Raw genomic sequence first — 17151 nt, forward strand, 5'->3', positions numbered from 1 at the left:
AAGGAGACTATTTATGAAATATAAATGGTTATATATAGGTCTCATTTTTTCAATTATGATGGCACTTGTTCCAGTTTCAACATTTGCTTATACGAATACACCACATAACTGGGGAATCCCACGTCCTAAAAATGAAACGGTGCCAGATGCAGGGAAACTATATACAGAATTAATACAAAAAAATGGTGGGTTTTATTTAGGAGATACGAAGAAAAAAGATATTTATTTAACATTTGATAATGGATACGAAAATGGATACACAGGAAAGATTTTAGATGTATTAAAGGAGAAAAAAGTACCAGCAACTTTCTTTGTGACGGGACATTATATAAAAACACAAAAAGATTTATTATTAAGAATGAAAAATGAAGGACATATTATTGGTAATCATTCTTGGAGTCATCCAGATTTTACAACAGTAAATGATGCAAAACTTCGTGAAGAATTGACGAGCGTAACGGAAGAGATTAAAAAAGTAACAGGGCAAAAAGAAGTGAAATATGTACGCCCTCCGCGAGGTGTATTTAGCGAAAGAACGTTAGCTCTTACGAAAGAAATGGGATATTATAACGTGTTTTGGTCGCTTGCATTTCTTGATTGGAAAGTAGATCAGCAAAGAGGATGGCAATACGCTCATAATAATGTAATGACTATGATTCATCCAGGATCTGTTTTGTTACTTCATGCAATATCAAAAGATAATGCAGAAGCACTTGCGAAAATCATTGATGATTTGCGCGAGAAAGGGTATCATTTTAAAAGCCTAGATGATTTAGTAAAAAGCAATCAACCGTAAGCATGTATGCTTGCGGTTTTCTCATGCTATAATGATGTGTAAAAAGGATGGGGAAACGTATGTGGAGCGAACATGTTACGTTAGAATATCCGTACCATTTTGAAGAAGTGCTAAAGCGTTTAGCTTTCGACCCGTTAAACGTCATTCAATTAGACGAGAAAGTAATTTATGTCCCGCTTTTTATAGACGAAGAACAAATTGTTGTTCGTTTGCAAGGGATTGGTACTGTTCAAAATCCACAGTTTTGGATTTCTAGTCAGGCAGGAGATCAAGAGAAAGTAATGAAACGAATGAGGTCCATTTTTCACTGGAATGAACCGTTTCAAAATATACAAGATCATTTTTTAAACACATCATTACGTCCACTGTTTGAAACATATGCTTATACTCCAATTATATTAGAATTTGATTATTTCGCTTGTCTTCTTCGTTGTATTATTCATCAACAAATAAATTTGAAATTTGCTACGGTGCTAACAGATCAATTTGTAAAACGATATGGGACAGAGAAGAACGGCGTTTTCTTTTTCCCAACACCAGAAAGAGTAGCGAATATTTCAATAGAGGAATTGAGAGAGCAGAAGTTTAGTCAGCGAAAAGCCGAATATATAGTAGGATTAGCAAAACATATTGCAGACGGTAAATTAGATTTAGCAAGGATAGAAAACGAAACAGAAGAAGAAGTATCGGCACAATTGTTACCAATAAGGGGTATTGGAGCATGGACAGTGCAAAACTTTTTAATGTTTGGGCTTGGCCGGAAAAACATGTTTCCAGAAGCAGATATCGGGATTAGGCGTGCACTTCAAGGTGTATTTCAATTAGATAATAAGCCTGATGATGCATTTTTAGAAAAAGTGAAACAAGAGTGTGAACCATATTGCAGTTATGCAGCGTTATATTTATGGAAAAGTATAGAGTAGAGGTGTAATAATGATACAAGAGCAACAAGAGAGTAAGTTGGAAGTTGGTCAAACGTTTCCTGTGACAATTAAACGTCTTGGGATTAACGGAGAAGGCGTTGGTTATTTTAAGAGACAAGTTGTTTTCATTCCAGGGGCATTACCAGGAGAAGAAGTTGTTGCTGAAGCAACGAAAATTCAGCGTGGCTTCGCTGAAGCGAAAGTGAAAAAAGTTCGTAAATCATCACCACACCGTGTGAAAGCACCATGTTCAGTATATGAGGAGTGTGGTGGCTGTCAATTGCAGCACTTAGATTATAAAGAACAATTAAATCAAAAGCGTGATATCGTTGTACAGGCATTCGAGAAGTATATGAATGACAGTCTAGAAGAGAAAATTCGTCCGACGCTTGGTATGGAAAATCCATGGCATTATCGTAATAAAAGTCAATTGCAAGTGGGGCGTAAAGACGAAAAGGTTATTACAGGGTTATATAAGCAAAACTCACATCAGTTAATTGATATTTCTCATTGTATGATTCAACATAAAGCAACGAATGAAGCGACAAAAGTTGTAAGACGTATATTAGAAAAATTAAATGTTTCTATTTACAATGAGAAAAAACAAAAAGGTTTAGTACGCACAATTGTGACACGTACTGCAGTTCAAACAGGGGAAGTGCAAGTCACACTTATTACAACAAAAGAAGAATTACCAAATAAAGATCAATTTATCGCAGAAGTACAAAAACAAATGCCAAGTGTTAAATCAATTATGCAAAACGTAAACTGGCGTAAAACATCTGTTATTTTTGGTGATAAAACATTTAAATTAGCTGGAAAAGAAGTAATTCAAGAAACACTAGGTGATTTATCATTTGAATTATCAGCACGCGCATTCTTCCAATTAAATCCAGAACAAACGGTTGTTTTATACGATGAAGCGAAAAAAGCAGCTGCTTTAACAGGAAACGAGAAGATTGTGGATGCGTATTGCGGTGTCGGTACAATTGGACTTTGGCTTGCGAATGATGCAGCGGAAGTACGTGGTATGGATGTAATTCCAGAAGCGATTGAAGATGCAAAGAAAAATGCAAAACGCCACGGATTCACAAATGCAAAGTATGAAGCTGGTAAAGCGGAACAATGGTTACCAAAGTGGGTAAAAGAAGGATGGCGTCCAGATGTCATTGTTGTCGATCCACCGCGTACAGGTTGCGATGATAAATTACTGGAAACGATTTTAAAAGTAAAGCCGAAAAGAGTTGTTTACGTATCTTGTAATCCATCCTCATTAGCACGTGATGTGAACGCATTAATGAAGAGTTATGAAGTGGAATATGTACAACCAGTTGATATGTTCCCACATACAGCTCATGTGGAGAGTGTAGTTAGATTAAAGTTGAAATAAGAAGGATTAAAAATGTTGATGTAGTTAACTGCATCAACATTTTTTGTTATATTAGCAGCTAGATTCAAGGTAATTACTTATCACGTTACATAATCAATATACATATTTTCTGTAGAGAGTATATGAGTTTTTCTTTCTAAATTCGAAATGAGTTTGTAAAAATATACAGTATTAAGATTGTATAGACCACTACGCTTTAATAAATTACAATATGTATGTATTATAGCGATTTTGCTATAGAAAATAAGCTAAAAGGGAGAAGATTTATGAAAAAATGGTTGGCGTTATTTGTCTTTGGAATCGTTTCTTTATTCGCAACTTCTGCATATGCGGAATCGTATGAAACAACAAAAACATTAAAAGTATATGAAAGCCGCAGTTTTAATTCACCTGTAAAAAAAGAACTGCAGCCAGGAGAAATGGTTTATGTTACAAATCGACATCCTAATGGATGGTGGAAGATTAGTGGCGGATTTATTGCGCCTGAGGGTGCTCAAGTAGAAATTAATCGGACTTTTGAAGCTTTTGATTGGATTAATATGGACAGTGCGAAGTACGTATTTGGTCCTCAAACTGTTATTGCACGTGATGGTACACTGAGAGGTGAAATTTTAATTGATACATATTTGGGGCAGAAGTGGACAAGTGTAAATGGAATGCCGCAAATAATGAAGCAGAATTTCGCTGCATACAGTAGCCCTGAAGCTAAAAATCCAGATGCTTGGTTCGCTCCACAAACGGTTAATATTTTGCAGACAAAAGAAAACGGTTGGTCTTTAATTAATACGTATTTAGGACCGAAGTGGATTGTTCGTTACCCACACGTGGAACATATTAATCGTGATTTTTATGCATACAATGAACCGAAGTACATGCATCACGGTGTGAAAATTTCAGCTCAATCTGTAAGAGTACTTCAACAAGGAGAAAATGGTTGGAAGAAAATTAAGGCTGATGTTGGAGAAAAATGGATTGCGCCACAAGGGTCTTATTACTACGTCCCAAATGCGTTTACAGCATTTGACCAACCTTTAGGTAGAGCAATCGGCAGTTTTGCACCACAAACAGTATTTGTAGTTGAAGAATCTACAACATCATTTGGTTGGTTGAAAATTAAAACATATTTAGGAGATTCTTGGATTCAAACGAATCGTAATTAGTAAATAGATTACTGTATTCCTTTTGGAATGAAGTAACAATATGTTATAGTTCCCTCATATGGCAAAGTTGTATGAGGGATTATATTTTTAGCCTATTAAAGGCAAGGAGAATACAATGAACAATTATAAATTAACAATTCAGTATGACGGTGCACGATATAAAGGGTGGCAACGTCTTGGTAACAATGACAATACGATTCAAGGAAAAATCGAAAGCATAATATCTGAAATGGTCGGAAAAGAAACTGAAATTATCGGCTGTAGTAGAACGGATGCTGGTGTACACGCTTTGAATCAAGTAGCTAACTTTCAAAGTGATGAGAAGTTAGTAGAACATAAAGTGAAAAAGTATTTAAATCAATATTTACCAAATGATATTAGTATTACGAGTGTAGAAGAAGTACCAGATCGTTTCCACGCTCGTTACAATTCTAAAGCAAAAACATATCTGTATAAAATTTGGAATGAAGAGCATACGAACCCATTTATGCGTAAATACAGCATGCACGTGAATAAACAATTAAATGTGAAAAGCATGAAAGAAGCTGCGAAACATTTAATTGGTTCACATGACTTCACTGCTTTTTCAAATGCAAAGTCTAAGAAAAAATCTATGGTTCGAGAAGTGTATACACTTGATGTTTTCGAAGAATCAGGATTTGTACAAATTAGAGTAAGTGGTAACGGATTCCTTCATAACATGGTGCGAAAAATTGTTGGAGCATTAATTGAAGTTGGATTAGGACAATTAGAGGCGGACGCAATTCCAAACATTTTAGAGGAAAAACAACGTAATCAAATTAATTGTCTTGCTGAGGCGAGCGGGTTGTACTTGGAGAATGTTAAATTTTAATAATAAGTAAAAAAATCGAGCTGATAAGGCTCGATTTTTTTTGCACTTTGAAATTAAGAAGATTTTTCTTTCTTCATACGTAGCTTCAAATTCCAAAAAGCAGCAAGCATAATAGCTGCAAAGGAGCCACTAATTATGCCTAATAGCTTTGCATGAGGAAAGCTGCTCATATCAATGAATAGCATTATACATAGAATGGTAGGGAAAAGACCTAAATAGTGTAGTAACTTTAATTTTTTATCATTACTCATATATATAGCCCCTTTCTAGCATGTTGCATGTATATTATAACATATTTTCCCAAATGGTTACTTACACTTGGAGAAATATTCATCCCGCTATTTGCGGGCAGTAAGACTCCCACATCAAAATTCGGCGAATGCGAGGGAGTTAGGTGGGAGTCGGGCTGCCCGTAAACGCCCAATTGGTGTGGGCTAATGATCAGTGGGGGATGGACAAAACCCCCACTGATCAAAGTTTCACTTTATTTCATATGTGTAAATGCAATTTTTTAATTCGATATTGTAAGTTTTGTCTGCTCAATCCTAAAAACTTTGCGGCCTGTGAGATATTACCTTTATTTTCTTTAAGAATTTGATGGATATATTTCTTTTCCATTTCTTCGATTATACGTTTTAAATTTTGTGGCGTATCAGTATTGTGACTAGTTAGCGGAGTCTGCATATTGAGTTCCTTTTTTGCTAGTTCGCGAAAGTGCGTTGGCATATGGAACGCTGTAATGATATCTTCATCTTCTATTAAGTTCATGGAGCCTTCAATTATATGTTCTAGTTCTCTCACATTACCAGGCCAATCGTATTTATAGAAGAAGTTATTTACGTTTAAATCTACATCTTTTACGCTAAGATCAAATTGGATATTGTATTTTTCAATAAAGTGTTGAACAAGATATGCAATATCTTCTTTTCGTTCCCGTAAAGGTGGAAGACATAAAGTAACAACGCTTAATCTGTAATATAAGTCTTGCCTTAATCGATTGTGTGCTATGGCTTCAAGAGGATCTTCATTAATAGTTGCTATAATACGAACATCAATTTCTTTTTCTTGTGTGCCTCCGATTCTTCGTATTGTTTTTTCTTGTATAGCCCGCAGCAATTTAGCTTGAAGTGTTGGACTTAGTGAGTTGATTTCATCTAATAACAAAGTCCCGCCGTTTGCTTCTTCAAATAAACCAGGTTTATCTATTGCTCCTGTAAAAGCACCTCGATTTGTACCAAATAGTAGACTTTCCATTAAGGTTTCTGGTATAGCGGCACAGTTTTGCGAAATAAATGGTTTTGTTGAACGCTGGCTTTCATTATGGATGCTTTGCGCAAATAGCTCTTTACCAGTCCCTGTTTCCCCGATGATAAGTATGGAGGAGGATGTACGTATTACTCTCTTTGCCTCTGCAATGACCGATTGAATAGCTCTAGAATCACCAATTATGTGATCAAAGGTAAACTTAGTATTTTGTTTGCGAGAAAGGTTCGTTTTCATTGTTTGCTTTAAATGACTAATCTCTTTTGAAATTTCAATAGCGCCTTTAATTTTTCCATTTTCTATTATAGGAAAAGTATCGTTAATCGTCGTAATCTCTTGTCCTTTATTGTTAAAATACGTTTGTTTTATATTTTTGTTTGTTTTTCCAAGTTTTAATGCTTCTATAAGAGTACTATTTTTATTTTCTTCAAATGCAAATACTTCTAAAGGATTTTTGTCTAGCACATCAGAACGATCCATTGATTCAATGTCCATCATTTTGCGGTTATAGATAATCGTTTTACTTTCCTCATTAATAATATGAATCCCAATATCTAGTTCATTTAGTAAAGTTTCATATAGCATATTCATTTCAATAATCTTTTTAAAATTGATTTCTTCTGTATGCATGTATTATCTTCTCCTCGTTATACCCTATGAAGACTGACTTTTTATAATTTTATTAAAATTCTCATAAAATCGCAAAATTTTTTTGCTATTTTCTCTTAAAACTTTTCAAATGATAGAAAAATTTTGCGGTTATGCAGATTTTTTTCGTAAGAAATCCCAATTTTACATAGGTGTTGAGGTTGGTACGTATTTTGCATGAATAGTAGTTGAGATCTCTAAATTTAAAGAGTAGGGGGATTAGGAATCTTTATAGGTTATGCAACGTTTCAGTGCCAATTAATAAGAGGGAGGAATTTATAAAGTGAAGACGGTTATAGAAGGCGTGTATAGTCCTTGTTACGGGAAAGTAGAGAAATTATTTGTTACTGAAAGTTCTTACGTATATGAGTGGGAGAAATTAGCGTTAATTGAAACAATAGATAAGCAGCAAGTGGAAATTAAAGTGGGAATCAGTGGTTATATCGAATCCTTAGAAGTGGTAGAAGGACAAGCTATCGCTGATCAAAAACTATTAATAACAGTGAGAGATGACCTTTTAATAACGGGTAGTGATTAATAGTAGTAATATGTATTTTGCACTTTTTAATAATAATTTTTACTATGAAGGGTTTTAAAAACGCTTACATTAAAAGGGTTTGCTAAGTGAAAAGGGGGGATTTATATGATGGATCAAAACCAGGGATTAAAAAGGGAATTGAAAAGTCGGCACATATTTATGATTGCACTCGGGGGAGTTATTGGTACAGGACTTTTTTTAGGATCGGGTTATACAATTCATGAAGCTGGACCTGGAGGGGCAATTGTAGCGTATCTTGTCGGTGGGTTTGTTATGTATTTAACGATGCTCTGTCTAGGAGAGTTAGCGGTTGCGATGCCTGACGCAGGATCTTATCAAACGTATGCTACAAAGCACATTTCTCCTGCAGCGGGTTATGTAGTGGGATGGATGTCGTGGCTAAACTGGTCTGCTACGATAGGTATTGAATTAATTGCAGTTAGTATTTTGATGAAACGATGGTTTCCTGATGTACCGTCATGGATTTGGTGTGTAGCGTTTGCAGTGTTGCTCTTTGCTATTAATGCATTATCTTCAAGAAGTTTTGCGGAAGTTGAATTTTGGTTTGCAAGTATTAAAGTAATTACAATCATTGCATTTATTATTTTGGGCGGGGCGGCAATGTTTGGTTTTCTAGATATGAAAGGAAATGAACCAGCACCAATGTTTTCTAGCTTTACTGATTATGGTGGATTATTCCCAAATGGATTATCGGCTATTTTAATTACGATGATTGCAGTTAATTTTTCCTTCCAAGGAACAGAACTAGTTGGTATTGCAGCTGGTGAGAGTGAAAATCCAGAGAAAACTATCCCGAAGGCAATTAATAATACAGTTTGGCGCATACTTATTTTCTTTGTACTATCTATTTTTATTCTTGCGGGACTATTTCCTTGGCAGCAAGCAGGCGTGATAGAAAGTCCATTCGTAGTTGTATTTGATAAAATTGGTATTCCTTATGCGGCTGATATTATAAATTTCGTTATTATTACAGCTGTACTATCAGTTGCGAATTCAGGATTATATGCAACTTCCCGTATGCTATGGTCGATGTCGAATCAAGGAATGATTAGCCCGATTTTTGGTAAATTATCTAAAAACGGTGTTCCTATTTATGCATTGATTGTAAGTACGTTTGTAGGGTGTCTCTCATTACTATCAGGTATTTATGCGGAAGATACAGTTTATTTATGGCTTCTTTCAATTGCAGGGTTCGGAGCGATATTAGTTTGGGCATCTATTGCTTTATCTAACCTATTAGCTAGAAGGACATACTTAAAGCAGGGCGGAGATATTAAGGATTTGAAATTTAAAACACCACTGTATCCATTTGTTCCAATTCTTGCGTTAGTATTAAATTTAACTGTAATTGTTGGCATGGCTTTTATTCCGGAACAAAGAATGGCATTGTATTGTGGTATTCCATTTATGATTATTTGCTTACTGTTTTACCGTGCTACAAGAAATAAGGGAAGTAAAGTAGAACATATTGAAAAGACAAATACAACAGAAGTAGAAAGTTTACCCCGCATTAACGGGCAGTAAAACTCTCACTTCAAAATTCGGCTGGAGCAAAGAAGTTAGGTGGGAGATCAACTGCCCGTAAACGCCCGATTGGTGAAGGCTAATAATTAGTGGGGGATGAACACCCCCCACTAATTATAGTTTCACTTTATAATATTGATTAATTTGGAGACTGTAAGATTGTAAACAGTCTCTTTTTTTGTGAAAATAAAGCTGGAAACATACTACGTATGCAAAGGGGAATTAGCAATGAATCAAGAAGTTGCACAGCTATTAAAACAAATTGATTTACGAAAAGACGAGCTACTAGAACTTACAAAAGCTTTAATTCGCTTTGAAACACCAGCACCACCAGCAAGAAATATAAATGAGGCGCAAGAATTTGTGGCAGAGTTTCTAAAAAAACGAAATTTTAGTATTGATAAATGGGATGTATATCCGAATGATCCGAATGTTGTTGGAGTGAAAAAAGGGACAGCAAGTGAGTCACATAAAAGTCTCATTATTAATGGGCATATAGATGTTGCAGAAGTATCAAAGGACGAGCCGTGGGAAACAAATCCGTTTGAGCCGTTTATAACAGATGGTTGGTTAGTTGGGAGAGGCGCGGCAGATATGAAAGGTGGACTAGCTGGAGCCTTATTTGCTATTCAGCTTTTAGAAGAAGCGGGGATTGAATTGCCTGGGGATTTAATTTTTCAATCGGTAATTGGCGAAGAAGTAGGAGAAGCAGGGACACTTCAATGTTGTAAGCGTGGTTATGATGCTGATTTTGCAGTAGTAGTGGATACGAGTGATTTACATATGCAAGGACAGGGCGGCGTAATTACTGGATGGATTACTGTGAAAAGCCCGCAAACGTTTCATGATGCAACACGTAGACAAATGATCCATGCTGGAGGACGTCTATTTGGAGCGAGTGCGATTGAGAAAATGATGAAAATTGTGCAAAGCTTACAAGAATTAGAGCGTCATTGGGCAGTCATGAAAACATATGAAGGCTATCCATCTGGAACAACTACAATTAATCCAGCTGTTATTGAAGGAGGACGTCATGCGGCATTTATTGCGGATGAGTGCCGATTGTGGATAACCGTACATTTTTATCCAAATGAAACGCATGAACAAATAATAGAAGAAATAGAAGAGTATTTAGGAAAAGTGGCAGCAGCAGATCCATGGTTAAGCGAGAACCCACCACAATTTAAGTGGGGCGGAGAATCAATGATTGTGGATCGTGGCGAAATTTTTCCTTCTTTAGAAGTAGATAGCGAACATGTTGCTGTAAAAACTCTAAGTTCAGTACATGAATCTATTTTATCTAAAAATGCAATTTTAGATATGTCAGCAACGGTAACTGATGGCGGTTGGTTTAGTGAGTTCCACATTCCAGCGATTATTTATGGACCAGGCACACTAGAAGAAGCACACTCTGTAAATGAGAAAGTTGAAGTGGAGCAGTTAATTGAATTTACAAAAGTAATTACTGCTTTTATATATGAATGGTGTCATACGAGAAAATAAGAAAATAGTTTGATTTTTGAATCGTGCGAGTGAGTATGCTTGTACGATTTTTTTGTAACTATTTCAGAGGTGGATAAATTCAATATCTGAAATAGCTTGTTATGCTGTTTATGTTCTTCGTTTGACTTCAATTAATTTCTCTTTAGCTAATTCAACGGCAATGGCATCATCTAAATAGCCAATTGGAAAAAGATAATCGGGAATAATGTCTGTTGATAAAATGAAATATAGTAAGGCACCCCCAATAATTGCACGTTCTTCGTTTGAAATGGTTTCTGTACAAAATTGTTGGTACATACTTGTTAATTGTTCAATGAAAGGGCCGGCACTATCAATTTGTTCTAGTTTACTTTTGAAACTCTCGTGAATACGTTTTTCGCCTTCAGTAGTTTGAGCATAGCGCTCGTAATTTTCAAGTTCTTGTTTCACACGAGTTGTTGTGTACTCGAAGTCGAATAGGTTAGAGGATTGTAATGTTTGCTGAATTGTATCGAGAGATGTGTACATATCTGCTTTTTCCTTATTTATGTGTGGAGAGTCAGGATACATTTCATCAAGTAATAATTGCGGTGGAACTTGTAGACATTTTGCGAATTTTTGTAAATGATTTTGCTTCGGTTGTTGTTTGCCATTAATTATTCTTGAAATTGTTGCAGGATCAATATTTGTCAGTGTTCCTAGTTGGCGCATAGATAGAGCACGCTCCTTTAACAGTTTCTTTATTAATTTACCGAGCCGCTCATTTGGATTTTCCTTGGGCATAATGTAGGCACTCCTTTTCTAGTGTTTATCGTTGAAAAAATGTTGAGCATTTATTACAAGTATATGAAACAGACAGGCACAGTTGCTCAACATTTTCATAATATGCATTGAAAAGTGAGAAAGGGGTGACTGTACGATGAGTACAGCGGGTTTATTTTCAATTTTTTTAATCGGGATTGCGTCTAATTTAGATAATGCAGGTGTTGGGATTGCATATGGCATTCGTAAAATTCGAATTTCGTGGTTCAACAATTTTATCATCGCATTTTTTGGATTTTCATTTACTTTACTAGCTGGATTTTTTGGGAATTGGATCGCATTATTTATTTCAGAGTTCACAGCAAACCTTATTGGAGCAATTGTTTTAGGAATAATTGGGTTGTTTATTTTATGTCAGCCTTTCTTGAGTCAACAAGATACCCTAGGATCTAAAGATGGTAGTGTACTTATAGGGATTTTACGTGATCCAGAAAAAGCAGATTTTGATGGTTCTAAAACAATTAGTTTTTCTGAAGCAATTGTTTTAGGAGTTGCATTATCCATAAATAATATTGCAGGTGGATTTGATGCTGGAGTAACAAATTTAAATCTTTGGCTTACGGCATGTATTTCTGGGATTTTTAGTTTTATTTGTATTAGTGGTTTTATGTATGTTGGTAAAAGATTTTTAGCTGAATACTTAGGGAAATGGGCAACTATAATTGCAGGTGTGTTATTAATTCTTATTGGAATTGATCAATTGTTGTAAGAAGGATAGAGAAAACAGTATTCGAGTATTTCCTTGGAAATACACTAAGAAATTGCATATATCGACGTGAAATCTTTTCACGGTAATGAAAATTTGTAAGTATTATCCAATGTTTGTGCAAAAGGTTTAAAAAAATAAAAGCACCTGTATAGGTGCTTTTTAGCGTATATCTTCAATTAGTTGTGCACATTCATCATCATGCATACTGTACTCACTTAAAACTTGAATACAAAGCCATTTCAGCTCTTCAATACTATGCTCAAGTTCTTCGGGAAGTACATGGTAAATGTCTTCAAGTCCCATTCCGAAATGAATAAGTTCTAGTACTTGATCATCGATGTTCCGATCCATTAATAGTTCAAGCACTTCTAAATTGAATATGTATCGGTGAGCTTCATCGAGTGAAACAACTTTTAGTTTCAAACTTTCTACAATACTCAATATGAAAAGGAGAATTGTTTTTTCGAGAACAGGTTGTTTCTCCATTTGAAATATGAGTTTCATCTTTTACACCTCCACATACAGCGCTAGGTTGTACTATATTATTCAGGAGGGGGGAACAAATATGCATAATAAAGAGAACTTTTATTACTGTTTTTTTGAATTGTGTTGATGCCTAGTAGAAAGGACTTTTTCGTGAAATAAAAAATCCTGCCAATATAGCAGGATAACTTCTAAATTAAAACATACTCCAACCTTCTTGGGCAGAAAGTAATTCAAGAATTTTAAAACCAGCGATACTATTTCCATTTGCATCTAAAGCCGGTCCGAAAATGCCGATTCCCATTTCGCCTTTTACGCAGCCGAAAATGCCGCCCGCTACACCACTTTTTGCAGGGATTCCAACACGAATTGCAAATTCACCAGATTCATTATACATCCCGCAAGTAACCATAAATGTTTTACAGATTTTCGTAATATGTTTAGGGATGATCTGTTTCTTTTTATATGGATCATATCCATCCATTGCAAAAATTAAGCCAATACGTGCTAAATCGATACAGTTTACTTCAACTGCACATTGACGAGTGTATAAATCCATAAGTTCTTCAATATCACAATCGATAATGCTGTTTTGTTTCATATAGTAACAAAGTGAACGGTTTAAGTAAGCAGTCTCTAATTCTGAATTAGCAACTGTAGAAGAATAATTAATAGTAGGATTATCTGTTATTTCACGTACAAAATGAAGAATATGCTCCATTTTTTCTTCGTTATCTTTTCCCGCTAACATGCTTGTAATAGCTAGTGCTCCTGCATTAATCATTGGATTAAGAGGTTTGGAAGGACTTGTCGTTTCTAACTTAATAATAGAATTAAAAGGGTCACCAGTTGGCTCCATTCCAACTTTAGAAAATACATATTCTTCACCACGATCTAAAAGGGCAAGTGCAAGTGTAATTACTTTGGAAATACTTTGAAGAGTAAATAGTGTTTGTGAGTTGCCAGCATGGATATATTCTGTTTCTTTATGGAAAATGGCAATCCCTAAATCAGCTGGATCTGCATTTCCTAGTTCGGGGATATAAGTAGCAAGTTTTCCTTTTTTCGTATATGGTTTTACTTGTTCTAACAACTGCTGTAAGTTGTTTGTTTCAATGCACTGCATAGTACCAACGCTCCTATTTCGAATTAACTAAGTTTACTTTTCCCGATATGCTCGGAAATAAATAATAACATGAAAAAGTGGAATGATAAAACGAAAGTTATTTGTGCGATAATAAGTTTTTTTGTCTGTATATTGTGTAGCTAACAAGGAGAATTTTCCTTTTATATAACAGTTTGGAAATAGAAAACTTATCCATAAAAAGTTCGCAAATAAAAACTACACATCTATACAACTATATGTTATTATGGTTATGTAATAGAAAGCGTTTTCTAAAGCGTACTTATAATGATAACGATTTCATAAATTTGATAGGGGGAATTAAAATGTTGCAGTTTTTACAACGTATTGGTAAAGCGTTAATGCTTCCAATCGCAGTACTACCAGCAGCAGGATTATTGCTTCGTTTAGGACAAGAAGATGTATTTAATATTCCTGTTATGGCACAGGCCGGTGCAGCAATTTTTGATAATTTAGCACTTATTTTTGCAATTGGTGTTGCAATCGGTTTGTCTATTGATGGTAGTGGAGCAGCAGGACTTGCTGGGGCAATCGGATATCTTGTTTTACAAAATACAACGAACGCTCTAAGTAAGGCATATTCAGCAGCAGAGCTGAATGATAAATTTAAAAGTGTTCAGGATTTAGTCGGTTCAGCAGATCCAACTAAATTAGCAGATACAATGACAAAAGTTTCAAAAGCAGCGGCGTTAACGCCAAAAATAAATATGGCCATACTTGGTGGTATTATTGCTGGGGTTGTTGCGGGGTTACTATATAACAAATTCCATAAGATTAAATTACCAGAATGGTTAGGTTTCTTTGCGGGGAAACGTTTTGTACCAATCATTACTTCTATTGTAATGCTTCTTCTAGGATTAGTATTCGGTCAAATTTGGCCAACAATTCAAAGTGGTATTGATGCGGTAGCACACGGCATCGTGAACTTAGGTTCAGTTGGTGCTGGTTTATTCGGATTATTAAACCGTTTATTAATTCCAATCGGTTTACACCATGTAATGAACACATACTTCTGGTTTGTACTTGGTGACTTTACAAACGCAGCTGGTGATATCGTTCATGGTGATATTGCACGCTTCTTTGCAAAAGATCCATCAGCAGGTATGTTTATGACTGGTTTCTTCCCAATTATGATGTTCGGTTTACCGGCAGCATGTTTCGCAATGATTGCGGCTGCTAAACCAGAAAAACGTAAAATGGTTACAGGTATGTTAGGTGGTCTAGCATTAACTTCATTCTTAACTGGTATTACAGAACCAATTGAATTCTCATTCATGTTCTTATCACCAGTATTATATGGTATTCATGCAGTATTAACAGGTCTTTCTTTATTCATTACAACGACACTTGGCATTCATGATGGTTTCTCATTCAGTGCCGGTGCAATCGATTACGTTTTAAACTTTGGTATTGCAACAAAACCAGTATTATTAGCGGGAATCGGTTTAATTTACGCAGCAATTTACTTTGTAGTATTCTACTTCTTAATTAAGAAATTCGACTTGAAAACTCCTGGTCGTGAAGATGAAGATGAAGATGAGTTAGCTGAAGAGGGTGATGCACCAGTTGCAGGTTCAATTGGTGAAACTTACGTAGCTGCTTTAGGCGGAAAAGAAAACTTAGCAGTTATTGATAACTGTGCAACTCGTCTACGCTTACAAGTGAAAGATGCAAGTTTAGTAAATGAACCAGCATTAAAACGTGCCGGTGCAAAAGGTGTTATGAAATTAAGTAACACAAGTGTACAAGTTATCGTAGGTACAAATGTTGAATCTGTTGCCGATGATATGAAAAAACACGTGTAAATAGTTAGATAAGAGGATATCCAAAAAGATTGATAACAACAGTCTTTTACAGGATATCCTCTTTTTTTGTTAATTTTTTAAAGGGAATCTTACTTTTATAAATTTTCTTTTTCTTTTTTGAACATATAGGTTGGTAATATGTTCGGTGCGTGATACAGTAGTGATGACATGAAATGGAGTGTCCATAATCTGCGAAAATGATTTGAAATAAGTCTTGTGTAGATGAATTAAATTATCGGTAAATAAGGGGAAAAAGGTAATCATGGATCAGGAAAAAAATACTGTTAATGGGAAAGCAAATCGGTCGATTGTATACATAAAAAGAACAATCATTCTAGCCCTACTACTGTCACTTGTATATTTCATGTATACAAAAATTGTTGCGCATAATAAAAAAGAGGAAACTTTAAAAGCAGCAGCAGAAATGAAGAAGCAAGAAGAGTTGAAAAAGAAAGAAGAAGAAAAAAAGAAGCAAGAAGCACAAAAACAAAAAGAGCAGGAAGAACAAGTGAAACAAGCGCAAGCTATAGAGCAGCCTGCTGAAGGACCGCCTCAAGAAATTAATGAAAACGCTCAATTGGATCAATATTTACAAAACGCAGGATTTAGTGGAACAGCTGTTATTGTGAAGAACGGAAAAGTTCTTTTGAATAAAGGATACGGTATGGCGAACAAAGAGAAGCAAGTACCGAATAATTCAGAAACGACCTTTTATATTGGCTCTATTTCAAAGGCATTTGTAGCGACTGCTATTATGCAATTAAAAGATCAAAATAAATTACAAGTAGAGGACACGGTTGCAAAATATATTCCAGATTTTCCTCAAGGTAATAGCATTCAGCTAAAACATTTATTAACACATACATCAGGGATTCCAGAATATGAGCAGGGAACAGAAGATATCTCTCATGAAGAGTTGATAAAACGGATAGGAAAGCAAAAGCGTGTTGGGAGTCCAGGAGAAAAATGGAAATATTCCGATTCGAACTATTCGATACTTGCCTACATCGCTGAGAAGGTAAGTGGACAACCGTTAGAAGAATACATTAAACAACATATTTTTGCGACAGCTGGTATGAAACATTCTGGTTTCGGTAAAGCGTTAGAGCAAACCAGGTTTCCGTCGACAGGTTATAAAATAGTAAATAACAATATGACAACACCTAATATTCCGAGCATGTCACAACTATATGGTTGTGGTGATATATATACGAGTGCGCACGATTTATATTTATTTAATGAAGCGTTGTACTCTGGAAAGTTAATTTCTAAAGAGAGTTATGATCAAATGTTTACAGCTGTGAAAAAGGATTACGGATTTGGATGGTACGTTGACCCAGGAAGTTATTCGAATCACGGTGTAATGCCAGGATGGAATTGTTTAAATGGATTTAGTAAAAACGGAAGTGTTTATGTCGTTTTATTATCTAACATTCAAAATAACATTAAATCGTTTGGTAAAGTGAATAACGACATTTATACGATGTTGCGAAATATTGAAGTGTAAAAGACTGTCCTTTTGGATAGTTTTTTTTGCATTGAGGAAATATATGTGCGGTGCGATAATGAAATAAATGGAAAAGGGGGAGG

At 35.3% G+C, this 17151-nt stretch carries 16 protein-coding genes; 11 read left to right on the top strand and 5 right to left on the bottom strand.

What is annotated here, in order from left to right; translation table 11 throughout:
- The first annotated feature begins 13 nt into the window (after positions 1 to 13).
- From pdaA to truA, 5 genes are all read left to right on the top strand, one after another.
- Positions 14 to 796, top strand: coding sequence for a delta-lactam-biosynthetic de-N-acetylase (gene pdaA / locus NSQ47_RS23035; protein WP_016097025.1), 783 nt, complete (start codon positions 14 to 16; stop codon positions 794 to 796).
- Between the two features lie 59 nt (positions 797 to 855).
- The gene (locus tag NSQ47_RS23040; RefSeq protein ID WP_002113774.1) at positions 856 to 1719 is read left to right on the top strand and encodes a DNA-3-methyladenine glycosylase family protein; all 864 of its coding nucleotides are present in this window, start codon (positions 856 to 858) and stop codon (positions 1717 to 1719) included.
- Positions 1720 to 1729: 10 nt separating this feature from the next.
- Positions 1730 to 3109 carry a 23S rRNA (uracil(1939)-C(5))-methyltransferase RlmD gene (gene rlmD, locus NSQ47_RS23045; protein ID WP_341038053.1) on the top strand — a complete coding sequence of 460 codons (1380 nt, stop codon included), beginning with the start codon at positions 1730 to 1732 and terminating at the stop codon, positions 3107 to 3109.
- 266 nt (positions 3110 to 3375) lie between these two features.
- Entirely contained in the window at positions 3376 to 4269 is an 894-nt protein-coding gene (locus NSQ47_RS23050; RefSeq protein ID WP_341038054.1) for an S-layer protein, read from the top strand.
- 115 nt (positions 4270 to 4384) lie between these two features.
- The gene (truA, locus tag NSQ47_RS23055) at positions 4385 to 5122 is read left to right on the top strand and encodes a tRNA pseudouridine(38-40) synthase TruA (RefSeq protein WP_002113777.1); all 738 of its coding nucleotides are present in this window, start codon (positions 4385 to 4387) and stop codon (positions 5120 to 5122) included.
- Positions 5123 to 5175: 53 nt separating this feature from the next.
- On the opposite strand, the gene NSQ47_RS23060 is transcribed toward truA, so the two are convergent.
- Together NSQ47_RS23060 and NSQ47_RS23065 are read right to left on the bottom strand one after the other, a co-directional pair.
- A complete protein-coding gene (locus NSQ47_RS23060; RefSeq protein WP_002159401.1) occupies positions 5176 to 5373 on the bottom strand; it encodes a hypothetical protein in 198 nt (65 codons plus the stop codon).
- A 238-nt stretch (positions 5374 to 5611) separates the two neighbouring features.
- On the bottom strand, positions 5612 to 7015 hold the full coding sequence (locus NSQ47_RS23065) for a sigma-54 interaction domain-containing protein (protein WP_002159400.1): 1404 nt from the start codon (positions 7013 to 7015) through the stop codon (positions 5612 to 5614).
- A gap of 301 nt (positions 7016 to 7316) precedes the next feature.
- Between NSQ47_RS23065 and NSQ47_RS23070 the strand changes: the two genes are divergently transcribed.
- The 3 genes from NSQ47_RS23070 (at position 7317) to NSQ47_RS23080 (ending at position 10619) form a co-directional block, all read left to right on the top strand.
- Positions 7317 to 7571, top strand: coding sequence for a biotin/lipoyl-containing protein (locus tag NSQ47_RS23070; RefSeq protein WP_002010281.1), 255 nt, complete (start codon positions 7317 to 7319; stop codon positions 7569 to 7571).
- 105 nt (positions 7572 to 7676) lie between these two features.
- Positions 7677 to 9116 (top strand): amino acid permease, encoded by a 1440-nt coding sequence (locus tag NSQ47_RS23075; RefSeq protein ID WP_002159399.1) that lies wholly within the window; start codon positions 7677 to 7679, stop codon positions 9114 to 9116.
- A gap of 180 nt (positions 9117 to 9296) precedes the next feature.
- A complete protein-coding gene (locus NSQ47_RS23080) occupies positions 9297 to 10619 on the top strand; it encodes an acetylornithine deacetylase (RefSeq protein ID WP_341038055.1) in 1323 nt (440 codons plus the stop codon).
- 108 nt (positions 10620 to 10727) lie between these two features.
- Here the strand turns inward: NSQ47_RS23080 and NSQ47_RS23085 are convergent, their stop codons facing one another.
- Positions 10728 to 11381 (bottom strand): helix-turn-helix domain-containing protein, encoded by a 654-nt coding sequence (locus tag NSQ47_RS23085; protein WP_002159397.1) that lies wholly within the window; start codon positions 11379 to 11381, stop codon positions 10728 to 10730.
- Positions 11382 to 11517: 136 nt separating this feature from the next.
- Between NSQ47_RS23085 and NSQ47_RS23090 the strand changes: the two genes are divergently transcribed.
- Positions 11518 to 12129 carry a manganese efflux pump gene (locus NSQ47_RS23090; protein ID WP_341038056.1) on the top strand — a complete coding sequence of 204 codons (612 nt, stop codon included), beginning with the start codon at positions 11518 to 11520 and terminating at the stop codon, positions 12127 to 12129.
- Between the two features lie 159 nt (positions 12130 to 12288).
- Here NSQ47_RS23090 and NSQ47_RS23095 read toward each other — a convergent pair whose 3' ends face one another.
- Together NSQ47_RS23095 and glsA are read right to left on the bottom strand one after the other, a co-directional pair.
- Positions 12289 to 12633 carry a DUF3969 family protein gene (locus tag NSQ47_RS23095; protein WP_002091149.1) on the bottom strand — a complete coding sequence of 115 codons (345 nt, stop codon included), beginning with the start codon at positions 12631 to 12633 and terminating at the stop codon, positions 12289 to 12291.
- A gap of 175 nt (positions 12634 to 12808) precedes the next feature.
- Complete coding sequence (gene glsA / locus NSQ47_RS23100; RefSeq protein WP_002113796.1) at positions 12809 to 13738, bottom strand: glutaminase A; 930 nt, start codon at positions 13736 to 13738, stop codon at positions 12809 to 12811.
- 323 nt (positions 13739 to 14061) lie between these two features.
- Between glsA and nagE the strand changes: the two genes are divergently transcribed.
- Together nagE and NSQ47_RS23110 are read left to right on the top strand one after the other, a co-directional pair.
- The gene (gene nagE / locus NSQ47_RS23105) at positions 14062 to 15561 is read left to right on the top strand and encodes an N-acetylglucosamine-specific PTS transporter subunit IIBC (RefSeq protein WP_341038057.1); all 1500 of its coding nucleotides are present in this window, start codon (positions 14062 to 14064) and stop codon (positions 15559 to 15561) included.
- Positions 15562 to 15823: 262 nt separating this feature from the next.
- A complete protein-coding gene (locus NSQ47_RS23110; protein WP_341038059.1) occupies positions 15824 to 17068 on the top strand; it encodes a serine hydrolase domain-containing protein in 1245 nt (414 codons plus the stop codon).
- Positions 17069 to 17151: the final 83 nt, after the last annotated feature.

Source organism: Bacillus sp. FSL R10-2780, assembly GCF_038006125.1.
Classification (GTDB): Bacteria; Bacillota; Bacilli; order Bacillales; family Bacillaceae_G; genus Bacillus_A; species Bacillus_A cereus_U.